The sequence below is a fragment of the Enterobacteriaceae endosymbiont of Plateumaris pusilla genome (assembly GCF_012562765.1).
In the GTDB taxonomy this organism is placed as follows: domain Bacteria; phylum Pseudomonadota; class Gammaproteobacteria; order Enterobacterales; family Enterobacteriaceae.
This window is the reverse complement of sequence record NZ_CP046226.1, coordinates 212,690-233,608: the sequence shown is the minus strand read 5'-3', so window position 1 is coordinate 233,608 and position 20,919 is coordinate 212,690. Positions and strand designations below refer to the sequence as shown.

Annotated in this window: 15 protein-coding genes, 2 tRNA genes and 1 pseudogene; 11 read left to right on the top strand and 7 right to left on the bottom strand. The window is 20.7% G+C overall.

What is annotated here, in order from left to right; all coding sequences use genetic code 11:
* Positions 1-52 precede the first annotated feature (52 nt).
* The 3 genes from GJT83_RS01075 to rpiA form a co-directional block, all read right to left on the bottom strand.
* Positions 53-2,230, bottom strand: a complete 2,178-nt coding sequence (locus GJT83_RS01075) for a UvrD-helicase domain-containing protein (protein ID WP_168892613.1) — start codon at positions 2,228-2,230, stop codon at positions 53-55.
* A gap of 53 nt (positions 2,231-2,283) precedes the next feature.
* Positions 2,284-3,108 carry a diaminopimelate epimerase gene (gene dapF / locus GJT83_RS01070; protein WP_211080564.1) on the bottom strand — a complete coding sequence of 275 codons (825 nt, stop codon included), beginning with the start codon at positions 3,106-3,108 and terminating at the stop codon, positions 2,284-2,286.
* Between the two features lie 118 nt (positions 3,109-3,226).
* Positions 3,227-3,904, bottom strand: a complete 678-nt coding sequence (gene rpiA / locus GJT83_RS01065) for a ribose-5-phosphate isomerase RpiA (protein WP_168892611.1) — start codon at positions 3,902-3,904, stop codon at positions 3,227-3,229.
* A 279-nt stretch (positions 3,905-4,183) separates the two neighbouring features.
* On the opposite strand from rpiA, the gene GJT83_RS01060 reads away from it, so the two are divergent.
* The 4 genes and pseudogenes from GJT83_RS01060 (at position 4,184) to lysS (ending at position 8,550) form a co-directional block, all read left to right on the top strand.
* On the top strand, positions 4,184-5,653 hold the full coding sequence (locus tag GJT83_RS01060) for a Do family serine endopeptidase (RefSeq protein WP_168892610.1): 1,470 nt from the start codon (positions 4,184-4,186) through the stop codon (positions 5,651-5,653).
* Positions 5,654-5,711: 58 nt separating this feature from the next.
* Positions 5,712-5,784: transfer RNA gene (locus GJT83_RS01055), tRNA-Ile, on the top strand.
* Positions 5,785-5,906: 122 nt separating this feature from the next.
* Positions 5,907-7,004 (top strand): annotated as a pseudogene (gene prfB / locus GJT83_RS01050) (peptide chain release factor 2).
* Between the two features lie 22 nt (positions 7,005-7,026).
* Positions 7,027-8,550 (top strand): lysine--tRNA ligase, encoded by a 1,524-nt coding sequence (lysS, locus tag GJT83_RS01045; RefSeq protein ID WP_168892609.1) that lies wholly within the window; start codon positions 7,027-7,029, stop codon positions 8,548-8,550.
* Here lysS and tpiA read toward each other — a convergent pair.
* From tpiA to purH, 3 genes are all read right to left on the bottom strand, one after another.
* Positions 8,540-9,319: a triose-phosphate isomerase gene (tpiA, locus tag GJT83_RS01040; RefSeq protein WP_168892861.1), complete on the bottom strand. Its 780-nt coding sequence runs from the start codon at positions 9,317-9,319 to the stop codon at positions 8,540-8,542. The two genes, lysS and tpiA, sit on opposite strands and share 11 nt — an antisense overlap.
* Positions 9,320-9,352: 33 nt before the next feature.
* Positions 9,353-10,105 carry an FAD-binding oxidoreductase gene (locus GJT83_RS01035; RefSeq protein WP_168892608.1) on the bottom strand — a complete coding sequence of 251 codons (753 nt, stop codon included), beginning with the start codon at positions 10,103-10,105 and terminating at the stop codon, positions 9,353-9,355.
* Positions 10,106-10,244: 139 nt separating this feature from the next.
* Complete coding sequence (purH, locus tag GJT83_RS01030; RefSeq protein WP_168892607.1) at positions 10,245-11,831, bottom strand: bifunctional phosphoribosylaminoimidazolecarboxamide formyltransferase/IMP cyclohydrolase; 1,587 nt, start codon at positions 11,829-11,831, stop codon at positions 10,245-10,247.
* Positions 11,832-12,019: 188 nt separating this feature from the next.
* Between purH and GJT83_RS01025 the strand changes: the two genes are divergently transcribed.
* From GJT83_RS01025 to ilvC, 6 genes are all read left to right on the top strand, one after another.
* Positions 12,020-12,093: transfer RNA gene (locus GJT83_RS01025), tRNA-Trp, on the top strand.
* A gap of 236 nt (positions 12,094-12,329) precedes the next feature.
* Positions 12,330-13,997, top strand: coding sequence for an acetolactate synthase 2 catalytic subunit (gene ilvG, locus GJT83_RS01020; protein WP_168892606.1), 1,668 nt, complete (start codon positions 12,330-12,332; stop codon positions 13,995-13,997).
* A complete protein-coding gene (gene ilvM / locus GJT83_RS01015) occupies positions 13,997-14,227 on the top strand; it encodes an acetolactate synthase 2 small subunit (RefSeq protein WP_168892605.1) in 231 nt (76 codons plus the stop codon). Before ilvG ends, ilvM begins: the two co-directional genes overlap by 1 nt.
* Before the next feature lie 49 nt (positions 14,228-14,276).
* Positions 14,277-15,203, top strand: coding sequence for a branched-chain amino acid transaminase (locus GJT83_RS01010; RefSeq protein ID WP_168892604.1), 927 nt, complete (start codon positions 14,277-14,279; stop codon positions 15,201-15,203).
* Between the two features lie 36 nt (positions 15,204-15,239).
* The gene (gene ilvD, locus GJT83_RS01005; protein ID WP_168892603.1) at positions 15,240-17,099 is read left to right on the top strand and encodes a dihydroxy-acid dehydratase; all 1,860 of its coding nucleotides are present in this window, start codon (positions 15,240-15,242) and stop codon (positions 17,097-17,099) included.
* A 349-nt stretch (positions 17,100-17,448) separates the two neighbouring features.
* Positions 17,449-18,924, top strand: a complete 1,476-nt coding sequence (gene ilvC / locus GJT83_RS01000; RefSeq protein ID WP_168892602.1) for a ketol-acid reductoisomerase — start codon at positions 17,449-17,451, stop codon at positions 18,922-18,924.
* 68 nt (positions 18,925-18,992) lie between these two features.
* Here ilvC and lpcA read toward each other — a convergent pair whose 3' ends face one another.
* Positions 18,993-19,595, bottom strand: coding sequence for a D-sedoheptulose 7-phosphate isomerase (gene lpcA, locus GJT83_RS00995; protein ID WP_168892601.1), 603 nt, complete (start codon positions 19,593-19,595; stop codon positions 18,993-18,995).
* Between the two features lie 162 nt (positions 19,596-19,757).
* On the opposite strand from lpcA, the gene carA reads away from it, so the two are divergent.
* A complete protein-coding gene (carA, locus tag GJT83_RS00990) occupies positions 19,758-20,918 on the top strand; it encodes a glutamine-hydrolyzing carbamoyl-phosphate synthase small subunit (protein WP_168892600.1) in 1,161 nt (386 codons plus the stop codon).
* The last annotated feature ends 1 nt before the right edge of the window (position 20,919 follow it).

The following is a 20,919-nucleotide window of genomic DNA, read 5'->3' as shown; positions in this document are numbered from 1 at the left end:
TTAAAGAATTATATATTTTATGCTTAAATATTTTGTTAATTCTATAGTAATATTATTGATCATATATTTTAATATAATTAGACATTATCCATTTAACACCAACATTATCAAATAATATTTTTATTTTTTTATTAATTGTTATTTGTTCAATTTTTAAAATTTTTCCTTTACCAAAAATTTTATGATAAATTATTTGTCCTAAATAAAAATTTTTTTTATTAAAATTAATATTTGTAGTTTTTTTTTTATATTCTAAATAATTAATTTTTTTAATACAATTATATGGTAATTCATTTATAAATCTAGATGGTAATGAATTAATCTCTTTACCATAAAAATAACGTTGTTTTGCATAAGTTAATACTAATTTTTTTTTAGCTCTAGTAATTCCTACATATGCTAAACGTCTTTCTTCGTAAAGATATTCATTATTATTTAATGATGCTTTACTTGGAAAAATTCCTTCTTCCATACCTATAATAAAAACTTGAGAAAATTCTAATCCTTTAGAAGCATGAATAGTCATCATTTGTACAAAATTATTATTTTTATCTTTTTTTTGTTCATTTTTATCTTCATATTCTAATATAGTTTGAGATAAAAATTCTATTAAATTATCATTTTTATTTATGCTATTATTAATATTAGTAAATTGTATAAATTGAACTGCTGCATTAATTAATTCTTTTAAATTATTTATTCTAGTATTATTTTTTTCATAATTATTTTTTAAATATAAGCTCCATAGTCCTGAAGATTTCATAATTTCTTCAATTTTTATTGGTAATGAGTAATTAATAGTTTTTTCTTTTAAAGTTATTATTAAATAAATAAATTTTTTTAATGCATTATATGGAATGTTATTTAATATATTTGTATTATTATTAATAATAAAATTACTTGCTTCCCATAATGTAAAATTAAATTTTTTAGCTATAGATTTTATAATATTTATAGTAATAATTCCAATACCTCTTTTTGGAATATTAATAATTCTTTCAAAAGAACTATCATCATTATAATTAGATATTAATCTTAAATATGATAATGTATTTTTTATTTCTTGTCTTTCACAAAATCTTACACCTCCAGTTATTTTATAAGGAATATTATGTTTTAACATATTTTCTTCTATAATTCGTGATTGAAAATTATTTCTATATAAAATTACACAATCATTTAATTGTATATTTTTTTTTATTAAATTATTTTTTATATAATTTATAACATATTCAGCTTCATCAAATTCATTTAATGCAAAATATATTGATATTAATTTTCCATCATTAGTATTAGTCCATAATTTTTTTTCTAATCTAGTAGAATTATTATTAGATATTAATCTATTAGCTGCATTAAGAATATTACTAGTTGAACGATAATTTTGTTCTAATAAAATAGTCTCAACATCATGAAAATCTTTTAAAAAAAGCTTAATATTTTCTATTTTTGCTCCACGCCATCCATAAATAGATTGATCATCATCTCCTACTATAGTAACTTTTATTTTATAATTTTTATTATATAATAAATAAATACATTTATATTGTATACTATTGGTATCTTGAAATTCATCAATTAAAATATTTTGAAAACGTTTCTGATAAATTTTTAATATATTTTCATTATATAAAAATAATTTATATAATCTAAAAATTAATTCATTAAAATCTACAACGCCATTAATTTTACATAAATTTTGATATTCATTATATATTTCATAAATTGGAATATCCATAATATTATTTTTATTATAATTAATACAATTATTTTTAATTTGATTAATAATTTTAATAATATAATTAATTGAATATTTTTTTTCATTTATATTTAAATTCATTATTTTAATAATACGTTTTATTAAACGTTTTTGATCTTCATTATCTATTATTTGAAAATTTTTAGGTAATTTTGCTTCTAAATAATGTATTCTAAGTAGATAATAAGCAAAACTATGAAAAGTTCCTATCCAAACATCTTGTTGTTCTTTATTATCAATTAATTGTGATACTCTATTTTTTATTTCTTTAGCAGCTTTATTGGTAAAAGTTACAGCTAAAATAGATTTTGGTGAACAATGTTCAATTGATATTAACCATGCTATTCTACGAACTAATACAAGTGTTTTTCCACTTCCAGCTCCTGCTAACACTAATAAATTTTTACGAATGGAAGATACTACTTTTTTTTGTTTATCATTTAAATTATTTAATAATTTTATAATATGCATTTATTTTTATAGACCATTATAATAAAAATTTTAAAATTAATTGTATAATTAGATTATAAATCTATTTCTCCATCATAAATATAGTGAGCATCACCTTTCATGAATATATGACTATTCTTACCTTTCCATTTTATATCTAAAGATCCACCTATTAAATCAACTTTAACTTTATCAGATAATAATTTTTTTTTTATACCTATAGCTACAGCAGCACAGGCTCCTGTACCACATGCATTAGTTTCACCTACACCACGTTCAAAAACACGTAATTTAATATTATTAGAATTAATAAATTCCATAAATCCTACATTAACTTTATTAGGAAATAATTTATGATTTTGAATAAAAGAACCTATTAATTTTATAGGTATATCAGATATATTATTCACTTGAATAACACAATGAGGATTACCTAAAGAAACAATATCGAATATAATTAATTTATTATTAAAAAATAATGAATAACTATCTTTTTTTAATTTTCCTAAAAAAGGTAAAGATTCAGGATTAAATAAAGGAGTACCCATATTTACACAAACTTTATTATTTTTTAAAATTTTTAAATGTAAAATATTAGTATTAGTACTAATAAATATATTTTTTTTCAAAGTTAATTTTTTTAATTTTACATATATAGCAAAACATCTTGCTCCATTACCACATTGATTAACTTCTTTACCATCTGCATTAAATATACGATAATGAAAATCAATATTTTTATTATTAGATAATTCTATTAATAATAATTGATCAAATCCTATACTTGTATATCTATTTGATAATTTTTGAATAATATTTTTATCTAAATAATATTTTTTTTTTGTGTTATTTATAACAACAAAATCATTACTTAATGAATGCATTTTTGAAAATTTTATTTTCATAATATATTATTTTTTTAGTAAATATTTTAATTAGTTTAATTATATTAATTAAAAATGAAATTTTTTAATAATATTTTTTAAAATATTTTAATTTTAATTAATTATTAAGCAATTATTTTTTATTATCTATAATTGATACAGTATAATCATAATTTCCAGTTATAATAATATCAGCACATCTATTAGCAAATAAACCTACTGTTACTACCCCAGTAATAGAATTAATATATTTTTCTAATTTTACTGGTTTACTAATATCTAAATTATATATATCTATTATTATATTTCCATGTTCTGTAATAATTCCTTTTCTATGTTTTGGATGACCTCCTAATTTAGATAATTCTTTAAAAATATAAGATTTAGCTAATGGTATAATTTCAATAGGTAAAGGATGTTTTTTACCTAAAATTTTTACATGTTTAGATTGATCAACAATACATATAAATATCTTAGCAATACTAGAAACTATTTTTTCATTAGTTAATGCAGCTCCTCCTCCTTTTATCATTTCCATTTTTTTATTTATTTCATCAGCACTATCAAAATATATATCAATTGAATTTACTTCGTTACTATCATAAATATGAAAATCATATTTTTTTAATTCAATTGTAGATGAAATAGAAGTAGAAACAAATCCATTAATCTTATTTTTAATACTAGATAACATATTAATAAAATATTTTATTGTTGTACCTGTACCAATACCAATAATATTAATATTATTATTATTATTTATATAATTTATAGCAGCATGAGCAGCAATTTTTTTAAATTTATCTAACATATGTATTTATTATTACTAAATATAAGAGTATTCTATATACTATATTAAGTATATAAAATTGTAAAAATTTTTAATGATTAAAAAATTAAAATTATAATTATAATTTATACTTATATATTAAAATATGTATTTTAAAAGAGTTTGAATTATCTTATTATTTGAGAAAATTTTATATATATTTTTTATGTTATTCTTATATATAAGATTATTAATTTTTAACTATTTTTTGTATTTTTATAAATATAAAAAAACTATTGAATTTTATTATGAGATAATAGAATGAAAAAATTAAAATTAATTGTATATTTTATATTTTGTATTATTATATCAGCACAATCTTTAGTAAAAATTCATGCAACATCATTATCATCTCAATTATTAAATCAAAAATTACCTAGTTTATCTAAAATGTTAAATAAAGCAATGCCTTCTGTTGTAAATATAACAGTAGATGGTAGTTATATGATAACTAATTTTGCTTTACCTCCACAATTACAAGAATTATTAGGAAATAATCCTGATTTTTGTGAGGAAGGTTCTATGTATAGAGAGACACCTCTTTGTCCAACAGGTAGTTTTGCTGATGCTAACTTAGAAACTAAATTTCGTTCATTAGCATCTGGAGTTATAATAGATGCTAAAAATGGATATATTATAACTAATCACCATGTTATAGATAAAGCTAAAAAAATAGAAATTGAATTAAATGATGGTCGTTATTTTGAAGGTTCTGTAATAGGTTCAGATCCTAAAATAGATATAGCAATAATTAAAATAAAAAATGCTAAAAATCTTATTGCTTTTAAAATGGCTGATTCTGATAAATTAAAAATTGGAGATTATACTATTGCTATAGGTAATCCTTATGGATTAGGAAATACAGTAACAACTGGAATTATATCTGGTTTAGGACGTAATGGAGTTAATACAAGTACTTACGAAAATTTTATCCAAACAGATGCTGCTATGAATCGTGGTAATTCTGGAGGTGCATTAATAAATTTAAATGGTGAATTAATTGGTCTTAATTCTGCTATTTTATCTCCTGATGGAGGAAATGTAGGAATTGGTTTTGCTATTCCTAGTAATGCAATTTCTAGTTTAAGTCATGAATTAATTAAATATGGTAGAATAAGACATGTTTCTTTTGGTATTGTAGGTATAGGTATTAATAAAACATTAGCTAATATTATGAAAGCTCCAACTACAAATATAAAAGGTGGAACTTTTGTTACTAATGTTATAGCAGATTCTACTGCATATGATAGTGGTATCAAAGCAGGTGATATAATTATTTTAATGAATGATAAAAAATTTGATAGTTTCTATGAATTAAAATCACGAATATGTGTATTACCTGTTGGTACTAAAGTAAAACTTACTATTATACGTAATGGTAAAATAAGAAATATAATGCTTATTTTAGAAGAAGATTCAGATAGTTTAGCTTTATCTCAACATTATATTGGAATAGAAGGTGCTCAATTAGAAAATATAGTAATAAATAAAGTAAATAAAAGAAAACATAAATTTAAAATTAGACGTGTTAAAGTTATAGAAGTAGTGGAAAGTTCCCAAGCTGAAGATGTTGGTTTAAATCCTGATGATATTATATTAGATATTAATAACATCCCAGTTCATACAATGAAAGATGTAAAAAAAATTACTAATAGTAAACCATCAATTCTTTTAATACATATTTTAAGAGAAAATACTAATATGTATTTATTAAAAAAATTATCTAAATAATATTATTTAAATATATTATTGCAATAATTTAAATTATTTATTAATATAATTAATATTTGGCCCTTTAGCTCAGTGGTTAGAGCAAGCGACTCATAATCGTTAGGTCGTTGGTTCAAATCCAACAAGGGCCATATAAATTTATATTTAATAATTATTTTTTTATATAATTTATTTTTAAACTAAAATTAAAATATTTATTAGAAATTAATTTGTATTTAATTAAAAAATTTTATTTTAAGGAAATTTATTTATTATGTTTGAAATTAATTTAATAAAAAATAATTTGTATAAAATTAAAGAACAAAATAATTTTATTAGGAGGTTTCTTTGATTATTCAGAATTAAAAAAAAAATACTAAAAATAAATAATCAATTGAAAAACTCAGATATTTGGAAAAATGTCAGCTATGGAAAAAAATTAAGTAAAGAAAAATTTTATATAGAAAATATTTTATTTACTTTGAATATAATTAATCAAGAAATAATAGATATTGATGAATTAATTAAGTTAGCTATTGATACTCATGATAATGAGATATTACAAGAATCTTATCATACATTACATATTATAAAAAATAAATTAGATGAATTAGAATTTCAAAAAATTTTTATAAAAAAAAATGATAATAAAAATTGTTTTATTGATATTAAAGCAGGTTCAGGAGGAATAGAATCTCAAGATTGGGCACAAATGATTATGAGAATGTATTTAAAATGGGCTGAAAATAAAAAATTTAAAACATATATAATTGAAAAATCTCTAGGAGAAAAAGTAGGTATAAAATCAGCAACTATAAAAATAATAGGAAATTATGCTTTTGGTTGGTTAAGAACAGAAAGTGGTATACATCGTTTAGTAAGAAAAAGTCCTTTTAATACATATGGAAGACGTCATACTTCATTTAGTTCAACATTTATATATCCTGAAATTAATCATAATTTTAATATAATGATAAAATCAGATGATTTACGTATTGATGTATATAGATCTTCTGGTGCAGGAGGACAACATGTTAATCGTACAGAATCAGCTGTAAGAATTACTCATATACCTACAGGTATAGTAACTCAATGTCAAAATAATAGATCACAACATAAAAATAAAAATCAAGCAATGAAACAAATAGAAAAAAAATTATATGAATTAGATTCTAAAAAAAAAAATATAGAAAAACAAAAAATAGAAAATAGTAAATCAGACATAAGTTGGGGTAATCAAATAAGATCTTATATCTTAGATAATTCAAGAATTAAAGATATACGTACAGGAGTAGAAACTAATAATGTTCAGTCTGTTTTAGACGGTGACATAGATATATTTATTAAAGCTAGTTTAAAAATAGGATTATAAAAAACATAGGAAAATATTTATTATGTCTGAAAAAAAAAATAAAAATTTTAAAAAAAATGATTTTATTAAAATAATTAATAATGAAAGAGAATCACGCATAAAAAAATTAATAGAATTACGAAAAAATAATAATGCATTTCCTAATAATTTTAAAGTTAATATTACATCTGATGTTTTATATAAAAGATTTAATAATCTTAATTCAATTTTGGATAAAAATTTAATATATCATATTGCTGGACGTATTATTAATTTTCGTATTATGGGTAAAGCATCTTTTATTAAAATAAAAGATGAAACAGGATATATTCAAATATATCTATCTGCTGATAGTTTATCTATAAAAAAATATAAAAAAATTATATATCAATGTGATCTTGGAGATATAATAGGCGTTATTGGTAATATTTTTAAAACTAAAACTGGAGTTTTATCAATATATACTAAAAAATGTTATTTATTAACAAAATCTATTAGACCATTACCTAATAAATTTCACGGTTTAAAAAATCAAGAAGTTAAATATAGAAAAAGATATTTAGATCTTATTGTAAATAATGAATCAAAAAAAATTTTTGAAAAAAGATCAAAAATAATATTTACTATACGTAATTTTATGAATGAAATGAATTTCATTGAAGTAGAAACACCAATGATGCAAATTATTCCTGGAGGTGCTACAGCTAGACCATTTATAACGCATCATAATACTTTTAAGCGTAATATGTATTTACGTATAGCTCCAGAATTATATTTAAAAAGATTAATTATTGGAGGATTTAATAAAATTTTTGAAATTAATAGAAATTTCCGTAATGAAGGTATTTCTACACAACATAATCCTGAATTTACAATGATGGAATTATATATTGCATATGCTAATTATAACGATCTAATAATATTACTTGAAAAAATGTTATTTCATATAGGTCAAAAAATATTAAATTCTAATAAATTATTTTTTAATAATAATGAATTTGATCTTAGTAAACCATTTAATAAATTAACTATGAAAGAATCTATAGTTTACTATTATCCTAGTATTAATTATAAAGATCTTAATGATTTTAATAAATTAATAAATATTAGTAATATGTTAAAAGTTAAAATTAATTATAATTGGAGTATAGGAAAAATAATTTCGTCTATATTTGAAGAAAAAATAATAAATAAATTAATTATACCTACATTTATTACAGAATATCCTACAGAAATATCACCATTAGCACGTAGAAATGAATTAGATACATCTTTAACTGATAGATTTGAATTTTTTGTTAATGGAATGGAAATAGCTAATGGTTTTTCTGAATTAAATGATCCTGAAGATCAAAAAATAAGATTTAAACAACAAATGCTTCTAAAAAATGAAGAAGATAGTACACAACATAATTTTTATGATAAGGATTATATAGAAGCATTAGAATATGGATTACCACCAACTGCAGGATTAGGTATTGGAATTGATAGATTAATTATGTTATTTACAAATTCTCAATCTATTAGAGATGTAATTTTATTTCCTACTTTAAGACCTACTGAATAGAATTTATAATTTTTTCGGCTTTTTTAACGATAGATATAAAATTTTCTGCTGTTAAAGAAGCTTTACCTATTAAAAAACCATTTATATCTTTTTGTTTAATAAATATATCTATATTATTTTGATTTACGGATCCTCCATATTGAATGGTAATATTTTTAGATATATTTAAATCTTTTTTAGCAATATATTCTCTAATAAATTTATGAATATTTTGAACTTCTATTGGATTAGCTGATTGACCTGAACCAATAGCCCAAACTGGTTCGTAAGCTATAATAGTATTATTAAAAGCTTGAACTCCTTGAGTATTTAATATAGTATCTAGTTGTTTTGCACAAATATCTTTTGTTTGATTCATATTTTTTTCTAATTTTGTTTCTCCTATACATAAAATAGGTATTAGCCCATGAGATTTAATTATATGAAATTTTTTAGATATATATTCATTAGTTTCTTTATGAAATATTCTTCTTTCTGAATGTCCAATAATAACATATTTAACTCCTATATCTTTTAACATATTTACTGATATTTCACCTGTAAAAGATCCAGAAAGATTAATATCTACATTTTGTGCTGTTAAATTAATCTTAGTATTATTTAAATAAATATTAGATAAATATAAATAAGTATAAGAAGGTGCAATAGATATTTTACAATAATTTAATTTTCTTTTATTTAAAAAATTTTTTATTTTATCTATATAATTTTTTACAAAAATAGTATTACCATTAAGTTTCCAATTACCAATAATTAAAAATGGTTTAATATTTATATTTTTTTTATTCATTTTATATTAATATTACCAATATTTTTCAATAGTAATATTTCCTTTATTATTTTTTAAATTTTTAGATAAACCATAATTTTTTTGTAATAATTTTTGTGTATCATAAACCATTTGAGGATTACCACATAACATTATATGACTATTATTTTTATTTATAGTAATACCTATTTTTTTTTCTAAAATACCATTTTTCATTAATTCAGGAATATGTCCATTTAATAAATTATTTTGTTGTTTTTCTCTACTAGTAATAATTTGAATAATTAATTTATTTTTAAATTTAGTTTTAAGATTATTAATTAAATTAATATAACTAAAATCTGTTATATATCTTACAGCATGTATTAAAATAATTCTTTTAAATTTTTCTAAATAATTACCATTTTGTAATATTGATAAATATGGTCCAATACCTGTTCCAGTAGATATCATCCATAAATCTTTACAAGATTCAATATTATTAACAGTAAAAAATCCTGAAGCATTTTTAGAAATCATAATTTTATCATTATTATTTAACTTATATAAATAAGGTGTTAAATGACCTTTTTTTTCTATATTTTTAATATAAAATTCTTGATTAATATTTTCAGGAGAATTTATATAAGAATATGCTCTATGTATCCGTTTTCCATTTATAATTAAAGATAGTTTTGTAAATTGACCTGGAATAAAAGAATTTATTTTTGCATTTAAAATAATAGTAAATAAATTTTTTGTCCAATAATTTATTTTTTTTATTTTTCCTGTAACCCAATCAGTCATGTTTTAAACCTTAAATTTTTTCATAAATAATTATTAAAATTGTTTATATTATAGTTAAATATAATTTGAATTATTTAATTCTTAAATTAATTTTTAATAATTAAAATTATTAAATAATTTTAATTACATTGAATAATATTTAATGACGAAAAGAACGTATATTGGTAAATACCATAGATAAATTATATTGATTAACAGCATCAATAACTTCTTTATCTCTTAAAGATCCTCCTGGTTGTATAATACATTTTATACCTAAATTTGAAATAAAATCAATACTATCTCTAAAGGGAAAAAATGCATCAGAAATCATTGATGATCCATGTAAATTAAATTTTCTTTCTTTAGCTTTAATAATAGCTAATTTAACAGAATCAATTCTACTCATTTGACCTGCACCTATACCTAAAGTCATATTATTTTTACAATAAATAATAGCATTAGATTTAACAAATTTTATTATTTTCCATCCAAAAATAATATCTTCTATTTCATTTTTTTTAGGTATTCTTTTACTAACAATATTAATATTATTTTTATTAATTTGATTTAAATTAGTATTTTGTATAAGTATTCCATTATTAACACATTTCATTTCAAATAATATTTGACTATTAAAATTATATAGTAGTATACGTATATTATTTTTTTTAGCAATTAAAATCTTAGCTTCATTAGTAATTGATGGAATTATTATCAATTCTATATAATTATTTTGTATAATAATATTAACAGTTTCTAAATTTAATTGTTTATTAAAAGCTATTACACTACCAAAATATGATACTGGATCAGTATTATATGCATTAATATATGCTTCTTTAAGAGTATGACTACTTGATACACCACATGGATTAGCATGTTTAATAATAACACAAGATGGATTTGAAAATTCTTGTACACATTCTAAAGCAACATTAGCATCAATAATATTATTATATGAAAGTTTTTTTCCTTGTATTTGTTCAAAATTATTATTATTTACATATTTATTATCATCAGTGTAATATAAAGCACTTTTTTGATGATGATTTTCACCATATCTTAAATTTTCTTTTTTAAATAAATTTAATGTTATTTTATCAGGAAAAACATAATTTTTTTTATTATTTTTTAAATATTTTAAATTTTGGTATTTTGTATTAAAATATTCTGATATTTTTTTATCATATAATGAAACATAATGAAAAGCTTTTTGTGCTAATTTAATTTTTGTATTTAATAATATACTATTATTATTTTTTAATTCATCAATAATTAATAAATAATCTTTATTATCAATTATAACTGTAACATTTTTATAATTTTTAGCTGCAGCTCGAACAATACATGGTCCTCCAATATCAATATTACTAGAAATAATATTATCGTTTATTTTTTTTTCTACAAAATTTTTTTCAAAGGGATAAAAATTAATAACTACTATATCAATAATTTTAATATTATTCATTTTCATGAAAATAACATCATTAATACTTCTATCACTTAATATTCCTCTATATAATTTAGGATGTAATGTTTTTACTTTTTCATTCATTAATTTAGAATAATTAAGATATTCTGATATTTCTATTACATTATTTAATCCTTGAGACTTTAAAAAAAGATAAGTTCCTTTTGTAGATATTAAATTATAATTATATTCTATTAATTTTTGTGCTAAAAAAAGAATATTAGATTTATTTGAAACACTAATTAATGCATATTTATTATTTTTTTTTGTCATATTTGTATATATTAAAATAATATTTGAATAAATATATTTATTAATAATTATATTTATTAAATAAATTGTCAAATAAAATTATTTAAAATAATAATTTATATTTTTTATATTGAATCATAATAATTAATAATATATTATTGATTACTTCCATATGTTAAATCATTAACATATTAATTTAATAAAATTTAAGGGGTGTAGTTCAAATTGGTAGAGCATCGGTCTCCAAAACCGATAGTTGGGGGTTCAAATCCCTCCACCCCTGAATTATTATTTTTATATAATATTTTTTATTAAATACTATAATTAGTAATAAATAATTTATTTATTAAAAAATTAAGTTTTAATTTGACTTGAAGTAAAGTTTTTATTAAAAATAATTTAATATAATCAAAATTAAACCCTACATATTTAATCTCAAGAATTTTGTATAAATATTAACTAAAAATTAATATTGAATTATACATATATTTTTTATGAATATAAGAGGTAATAATAATTATGAATGGAGCAGAATGTATAATTCAAGCATTAAAAAGACAAAAAGTAAAAATAATATTTGGACATCCAGGTGGAGCTATTATGCCTCTTTATGATGCCTTATATAAGGGGGAAATTGAACATATATTATGTAGACATGAACAAGCTGCTGCTATTGCTGCTATAGGTTATGCACGATCTACTGGTAACATAGGAGTTTGTTTAGCAACATCAGGTCCAGGAGCAACTAATTTAATTACAGGAATTGCAGATGCTATGGTAGATTCTATACCTATTATAGCTATAACAGGACAAGTATCTACTTCATTAATTGGAACTGATGCTTTTCAAGAAATTGATATTATAGGAATGTCTTTATCATGTACAAAACATAGCTTTTTAATAAAATCAATAGAATCATTAAATGATATTTTTGATAAAGCTTTTTTAATAGCGTTATCTAATAGACCAGGACCTGTTCTAATAGATATACCAAAAGATATACAATTATCTAATAATATTCCTAAAATGGTAAAAAATAAATTTATTTCAAAAAATTTAGATAAAAAAATAAATATTACAAAAAAAAATATAAATAAAATTAATAATTTTTTAAAAAAATCTAATATGCCTATATTATATATAGGTGGTGGTGTTGGAATGAGTAATGCTATTATTGCATTAAAAAAATTTATTAATAAAACTCAAATACCTATAGTAGTAACATTAAAAGGTTTAGGATCAGTAGACAATAAATATCCTTATTATCTTGGGATGTTAGGAATGCATGGTAATAAAGCAGCAAATTATGCTGTACAAAAATGTGATTTACTAATAGCTATTGGTGCAAGATTTGATGATCGTGTTACAGGTAATCCAAAAAAATTTGCTCCTAATGCATATATTATTCATTTAGATATAGATTCATCTGAAATTAATAAAATTTGTAAAACAGATTTTAATTTATTAGGAAATTTAAATTATATAATTCCATTTTTAACAAAACCAAATAATATTTTTTTATGGCAAAATTATATAAAAAAAATAAAAATAAAATATTCTTGGAATTATAAAATTAATAAATTTAATAAAAAAAAAATTTATGCACCAATACTTTTAAAAAAATTATCAGATCTTAAAAATTCTAATACAGTTATTACTACAGATGTAGGTCAACATCAAATGTGGACTGCACAACATGTTAATTTTTCCTCTCCAAAAAATTTTATTACTTCTAGTGGTTTAGGAACTATGGGTTTTGGTTTACCAGCAGCTATTGGAGCACAAATAGGACGTCCAAATGATACAGTAATATGTATAACAGGTGATGGGTCATTTATGATGAATATTCAGGAATTGAGTACAATTAAAAGAAAGAAATTGCCTATAAAAATTATATTATTAGATAATAATAGATTAGGTATGGTTAAACAATGGCAACAATTATTTTTTTCTAAAAGATATAGTGAAACAATATTATGGGATAATCCTGATTTTTTATTATTAGCTAGTGCTTTTGGAATATCAGGAGAAAGTATAAATAATATTAGTCAAATAGATTTAAGTTTAAAAAATATGTTTAATGAAAAAAAATCATATATATTACATGTATCTATAAATGAATGTGATAATGTTTGGCCATTAGTTCCTCCTGGTCATAGTAATGAAAATATGATAGAGGAAATTTAATGAATCAATATAAAATACATATTAATACATATATTAGTCCTGAAATTATTGAACGTATTTTACGTATTATTCGTCATAGAGGATTTAGAATTTATTCTATGAAAGTTAATTCAATTATAGAAATAGGAAATATACTTATTGAAATAATTGTAGAAAGTACAAAACCTGTAGATTTTCTTGTAAAACAACTTTCTAAATTAATAGATGTATTTGATATTAAAGTAATTTAATGAATGTCATAATAATACTGCTAATTTGATTAAATAAGGAAATATCATGATGAAAACAAAAAAAGCAGATTTTATTTGGTTTAATGGAGATGTAGTTAAATGGGAAAATGCAAAAATAAGTGTAATGACACATGCATTACATTATGGAACTTCTGTTTTTGAAGGAATAAGATGCTATAAATCATATAAAGGTCCCGCTATCTTTCGTCATAAAGATCATATTGAACGCTTATATAATTCTGCAAAAATTTATCGTTTCCCATTAAAATTTACGATGAAAGATTTAATGAATGCAGTACGTATTACAATTAAATGTAATAAATTAGAAGAAGCTTATATAAGAATTTTAATATTTATAGGAGATGTAGGATTAGGAGTTAATCCTCCTGAAAAATATTATACTGATGTAATAATTAGTTCTTTTTCATGGGGTAATTATCTTGGTAATAAAGCTATAATTAATGGTATTGATGCTATGATATCATCGTGGAATAAAATAAGACCAAATACTATTCCTAGTATAGCAAAAGCTGGAGGTAATTATTTATCTTCTTATCTTATTGGTAGTGAAGCAAGACGTAATGGATATCATGAAGGTATATCATTAGATAGTTTAGGATTCGTATCAGAAGGAGCAGGAGAAAATATATTTAAAATAAAAAATAATATTTTATTTACTCCACCTTTAAATTCTTCAATATTACCAGGTATTACTAGAGATTCAGTTTTAAAAATAGCTAAAAAAATTGGAATTAAAACTAAAGAATCTTTGATATTAAGAGAATCATTATACTTAGCTGATGAAATATTTATGACAGGAACTGCTGCAGAAATTACTCCAGTAAGAAGTATAGATGGTATAAAAATTGGTTGTGGAAAAAGAGGTAAAATTACACACATAATTCAACAAGAATTTTTTAATTTATTTGATGGAATAATAAAAGATAAATGGAATTGGTTAGATTATATTTATTAAATAATAATTCATTTTATATAAAAAGAGAAAAAAATAATGTCTAATTATCGTTCATCTATTACGACAAAAGGTCGTAGTATGGCAGGAGCTCGTGCTCTTTGGAGAGCAACTGGAATGGATGATTCTGATTTTCAAAAACCAATTATTGCTATAGTAAATTCATTTTCACAATTTGTTCCAGGTCATATTCATTTAAAAGAATTTAGTAAAATTATTTCAGCAGAAATAAAAAAAATGGGTGGAGTTCCAAAAGAATTTAATACAATAGCTATTGATGATGGTATTGCTATGGGTCATGATGGGATGTTATATTCTCTTCCTTCTAGAGAATTAATTGCAGATTCAATAGAATATGTTATTAATGCTCATTGTGTAGATTCAATGATTTGTATTTCTAATTGTGATAAAATTACACCTGGTATGTTAATGGCTAGTTTACGTTTAAATATACCTACTGTAATGATTTCTGGTGGACCAATGGAAGCTGGTAAAATAAATATTTCATCAAAATTAATAAGAATTGATTTAGTTGATGCAATGATAAATTCAGCTAATTTAGATAAATCAGATCAATATGTTAAAAATATTGAAAATAACGCGTGTCCAACATGTGGTTCTTGTTCTGGAATGTTTACTGCAAATTCAATGAATTGTTTAGTAGAAGTTTTAGGTTTAGCATTACCTGGTAATGGATCTTTATTATCAACTCATATATATCGTAAAGAATTATGTATACAATCAGCAAAAACAATAGTAGATATTACAAAAAAATATTATCATGATAATGATCAAAGTGTTTTACCTAGAAATATTGCTAATAAAAAATCTTTTGAAAACGCTATAATAACTGATATTGCAATGGGTGGATCTACTAATACAATTTTGCATATATTAGCTTTAGTTCAAGAAGCAAAAATAAAATTAAATTTATCTTATATAGATAAATTATCAAAAAAAGTACCATGGTTATGTATGGTTTCTCCTAGTACGAATAAATTTTATATTGAAGATTTTCATAGAGCAGGTGGTGTAATTAATTTATTAAGTGAATTATATAAAATAGGGTTAATAAATTCTAATGTAAAAAATATACTAGGTTTAACAGTAAAACAAATGATTCATAAATATAATATAATTAATATTAAAAATAAAAAAATTAAAAATTTTTTTTTAGCAGCACCAGGAAATATTAAAACTATAAATCCTTTTTCTCAAAAAAATAAATGGAACAATTTAGATGATAATAGAAAAACTGGTTGTATTAGATCATATAAATATTCTTATAGTAAAGATGGTGGATTAGCAGTTTTATACGGTAATATAGCTAAAGATGGATGTGTAGTTAAAACTGCAAGTGTAAATAAAAATTTACTAATATTTAAAGGTCCAGCTAAAGTATATGATAGTCAAGAATCAGCAGTATATGCAATTTTAAATAATAAAATTATTTCAGGTGATGTAGTTGTTATTCGTTATGAAGGTCCCAAAGGCGGACCTGGTATGCAAGAAATGTTATATCCAACATCTTATTTAAAATCAATGAAATTAGATCAAAATTGTGCATTAATTACAGATGGAAGATTTTCTGGAGGTACCTCAGGTTTATCAATTGGACATGTTTCACCAGAAGCTGCAAATAAAGGATATATTTCTTTAATAAGAAATGGAGATATAATTGAAATTAATATACCAGATAGATATATTAATCTTCTTATTTCTCAAAAAATAATAGATAAAAGAATTAAGGAAGAAGAAAATAGAGGTACATTAGCTTATACTCCTAATTATAATCGTAAAAGAAAAATATCTTTTGCATTAAAAATTTATGCAGCACTAGCAACAAGTGCTGATAAAGGAGCAATACGAGATAAAAATAAATTAAAATATTTTAAATAATTTATTATTTATACTAGTGATTTAAAATTTTATTTATTATAATCACTAGTTTTAATATCTATTAATTTATCCTTTCTTACAATAAAAAAATTATTTTTAATTATTATAAAATATTTAAATATTATTATTTATAATTCTAAAATAAAGTTTTTTATAAAAAACTTTATTTTATATTAAATTTTAATATTAATTAATATTTATTAATTATAAAAAATATGTTTTATATTTTTATTTATTAATTAATATTATTTTTTATAATAAAAATTATATAATGAAAATATTAATAATTTTATCTAAAAATATGTTTATATAATAAATAATTGTAATTTTATTTATATAAGGTATAAAAATGAGTAATTATTTTAATAAATTAAATTTTCGTGAAAAATTAAAAAATTTACAAAAATGTAGATTAATGAAATTTAAAGAATTTTCTAATGGAATTAGTTATTTAAAAAAAAAAAATATAGTTATTATAGGATGTGGAGCACAAGGATTAAATCAAGGATTAAATATGAGAGATTCTGGTTTAAATATATCTTATGCTTTAAAAGAATATTCTATAAAAAATAAAAATTCTTCATGGGTAAGAGCTTATGAAAATAAATTTGTTATTGGTTCATACAAAGAATTAATTCCTCATGCTGATTTAATAATTAATTTAACACCTGATAGAAATCATCATCAACTATTAAAAAATATAAAACATTTAATAAAACCTGGAGCTACATTAGGATATTCTCATGGTTTTAATATTGTAGAAGAAGGAGAATATATTTCTAAAGATATTAATGTTATTATGGTTGCTCCAAAATGCCCTGGAACTGAAGTAAGAGAAGAATTTAAAAGAGGTTTTGGAGTTCCATCATTAATAGCTGTACATCAACAAAATAATGATAATAATGGATTAGAAATAGCAAAATCTTGGGCTGTTGCAATAGGAAGTCATAAAGCAGGTGTATTAGAATCTTCTTTTATTGCAGAAGTAAAATCTGATTTAATGGGAGAACAAACTGTTTTATGTGGTATGTTACAAACTACTTCAATATTATTATTTAATAAATTAATAAATCATAAAGTAAATAAAGAATATGCTTCACAATTTATTCAATTTGGATGGGAATACATTACAGAATCTTTAAAACAAGGAGGTATTACTTTAATGATGGATAGATTAAATAATAAAAATAAAATTAGAGCTTATGAATTATCTTTAATTTTAAAAAATATTTTAAAACCATTATTTCAATTACATATGGATAATATTATTTCTGGAAGATTTTCTACAGAAATAATAAAAGATTGGAATAATGATAATAAAAATTTATTAAATTGGAGAAAAAATATAAAAAATAATAGTTTTGAAAATACATTAATTAAAAATAATATCATTATTAATGAACAAGATGTTTTTGATCGTGGTTTATTTATGATTGCTATAGTTAAAGCTAGCGTTGAATTATCATATGAAATTATGATAGAAACAGGAATTTCACCTAAATCAGCATATTATGAATCATTACATGAATTACCTTTAATTGCAAATACTATTGCAAGAAAAAAATTATATGAAATGAATAAAGTAATATCTGATACAGCAGAATATGGTAATTATTTATTTTCTAATCAAGCGATACCTTTACTAAAAGATTTTATCTATAATTTAAAAGATGAAGATTTAGGTATTGTAAATATTAAAAATATAGTTATAAAAAATAAAAATTTACTAAATATTAATTTTATGATTAGAAATCATTCAATTGAAAAAATTGGTTATTTATTACGTAAATATATGACTGATATGAAATATATTTCAAGAAATTAAAAAACTTACTCTCTTAAATTATATAATTTAAGAGAGTAAAATAATATAAATAATTTATTTTAAAAAATTCAAATATTTTTATATATTATATTTTTACTCATTAACTTTTCAATTAATAATATTAATATATGAATAATTTTAATATGTATTTCTTGTATTCTATCTGAATAACCATTATGGATTACTGATATTTCTACATCTATTAAATTTTTTATTTTTTTTGAAGAAAAATTACCATTTAATAATATTATTTTCATATCTTTTTTTTTTGCAGCATATAATGCATTAATTATATTAATTGATTTTCCAGAAGTAGTTAAAGCAAATAGAACATCATTAGGTTGTCCTAATGCTTCTATATAACGAGAAAAAACATATTCATAACCATAATCATTACTGACACAAGAAAAATAAGATACATCAGATATACATAATGCAGGATAAGCAGATCTTGTATTTCTATATTTTCCAGTTAATTCTTCTGCAAAATGCATGGCGTCACAATGAGAACCACCATTACCACAAGAAATAACTTTATTATTATTTAAAAAAGATTTTGCAATTAAATTAGCAGCTATTTGAATATTATTAATATTTTTATTATCTTGTATAAAATTATTTAAAATATTAGATGCTGATAATAATTCAGAATGGATAATTTTATTATACATTATATATTTCTTTATTAAAAATTATTTTTATTTAAATAATTAATTTTTAAAAATTAATTTTAACTTATATAATATAATTTAACAATATTAATTGTTAATAAAATATATATTTTAATATATAAGTATTTTTTTATTAAAAAATGATTATTTTTGGAGGTTTATTTGAATAATACAGCCATTTTAATAATGGAAGATGGAACTAAATTTTTTGGTAAATCTATTGGTATTAATGGAATAGTTATAGGAGAAATTATTTTTAATACATCTATGACAGGATATCAAGAAATAATTACAGATCCATCTTATTATAAACAAATTCTTACTCTTACATATCCTCATATTGGTAATATTGGTATTAATGAAGAAGATGAAGAATCATCTAAAATTTATCTTAAAGGATTAATTATTCATAATTTATCTAAAATATCAAGTAATTATAGAAGTCAAAATACTTTAGATTATTTTTTAAAAAAAAATAATGTAGTTACTATTACAGATATTGATACTAGACAATTAACACGTTTTTTACGTAATAAAAAAATTAATATAGGTTGTATTATTACTGGTATAAAAAATATTGATTTTAATCATATTTTAAATAAAATTAAACAATTTTCAAGATTAAAAGGATTAGATTTAGTTAAAGAGGTGACAACTAATAAAAATTATTCTTGGATAAAAGGAAATCAAAATTATCATATAATTAAAAAAAATATAAAAAATAATTTTTTATTACCTATGAATATAATAGCTTATGATTTTGGTATTAAAAAAAATATTTTAAAAATGTTAGTAGATCGTGGATGTTATGTAACTGTTGTTTCTGCTTATACAAATTTTAAAGAACTTATAAATATAGATCCAGATGGTGTTTTTTTATCTAATGGTCCAGGAGATCCTAAACTATGTTTTTATGCTATTTCTACTGTAAAACAAATATTAAAAACTAATATTCCAATTTTTGGAATATGTCTTGGACACCAAATTCTTGCCCTTGCTAGTGGTGCTAAAACAAAAAAAATGATTTTAGGACATCATGGAAGTAATCATCCTGTAAAAGATATAAAAACTAATAAAGTATTTATAACAACACAGAATCATGGTTTTACAGTAGATATAAATAATATACCTGAAAATTTAAGAATAACACATAAGTCTTTATTTGATAATACTATACAAGGAATTCATCGTATTGATAAACCTGCTTTTGGCTTTCAAGGACATCCAGAAGCTAGTCCAGGACCTCATGATGCTTCTATATTATTTGATTATTTTATAGAATTAATTCAAAAATATTGTTTAAAAAGATACAAAGGATTATAAT